Annotated in this window: 1 pseudogene; it reads right to left on the bottom strand. The window is 43.9% G+C overall.

The annotated features are described in order from the left end of the window. Nucleotides 1-1,135, bottom strand: a pseudogene (locus tag A3763_RS29530) (IS3 family transposase); the annotation flags it as partial. Nucleotides 1,136-1,331 lie beyond the last annotated feature (196 nt).

Raw genomic sequence — 1,331 nt, 5'->3', positions numbered from 1 at the left:
CTCTTCATTGTGCTACCATTATCCGAGTGCAACACCAGGGATTTTCTGACGCACTTTTCTGACCAAACACTGCGCTCAAGCAATGCTGCTGCATGTTCTCCTTGCTCGGACTCATGCACTTCCCAGCCAACAATTTTGCGACTGAAGATATCTTCTATCATATACAGGTAATAATACCGCCCTATCACAGTTGCAGGGCAGTACGTAATATCCCAACTCCAGACTTCATTTGGCCCAGTGGCCGTATATCCCTTCGGTTTCTTCGTACCATTTTTGGGCTTGTCTCGCCCCCTGTGAGCCAGTTGATTATGTGCTTTGAGCACACGATAAAAGCTGGACTCAGAAGCAATATATTGCCCTTTATCCGCTAGCCTTGGTACGATTTGGCTGGGTGGAAGGTCCGCATATTCGGGCTCGTTACAGATATTGATAATGCTCTGTCGCTCGGTTTCTGACAACTTATTCTTTGGCTCAGGTCTAATAGCTGACTGTCTTTTGTCCTGTGTAACGCCACCATCTTCAATCCAGCGTTGTAAGGTCCGAAGCGATAAGCCTATTAGCTCACAGGCTTTCACTCTTCTGGCTCCAGCACTAACGGCTTCATCAATCAGCTCCACATAATATTGCCTATCTGGAAGCATGGTTAGCTGTCCTCGTCTTCCCCCCAGTAGGCATTGAGCTTTTTTCTGAGCACCAATAATGCAGCAGTTTCAGCAAGTGCTGCATCTTTGCGTTTTAGCTCCTTCTCTAACTGCTTAATACGCTTCTTATCTGCTTTGCGCTCTGCAGCTTCCTGTTTCTTACGCTGAGCCTCAGTCATATTGTTGTTAATACAAGATTGTTTCCATTGCTTCACCTGATCAGGGTACAGCCCTTTTTCTCGGCAATACTCACTTAGCTCTATCTCCGACATCATGGCGGTTTCCAGAACAATTGAAAACTTTGCTTCTGGAGACCAGTTATCTGGACTACTACTTTTTGTCACACTTGAACCTGGTAATTGAAATTTATCTCGCCAGGAATACAAGGTGGATAGGTTTATGTTTTCCTGGGCTGAAAACGTTCTTAATGATAACCCACTTTCAAGCCACTTCTTAACAATGGCTTCTTTAAACTCTTTTGAATAATGCTTCACTCATATTCTCTTACCGCCTCCTATTCAATTATTAAAAATTAACAGAGGCGACAACTATCCTGACACAGGGGGAATCAGATACTTACTTAACAGCCACATCAATCTTATCAATCAAAAACCGCCCGAACTCAGGACTAAGCTCTAACTTATCGCTACCATAATTTATTGACTTCAAATTAAATCCACCAGCCTTCGT

Source organism: Oleiphilus sp. HI0128, assembly GCF_001635365.1.
The sequence above is the reverse complement of the archived record's forward strand: the minus strand, read 5'-3'. Positions and strand labels throughout refer to the sequence as shown.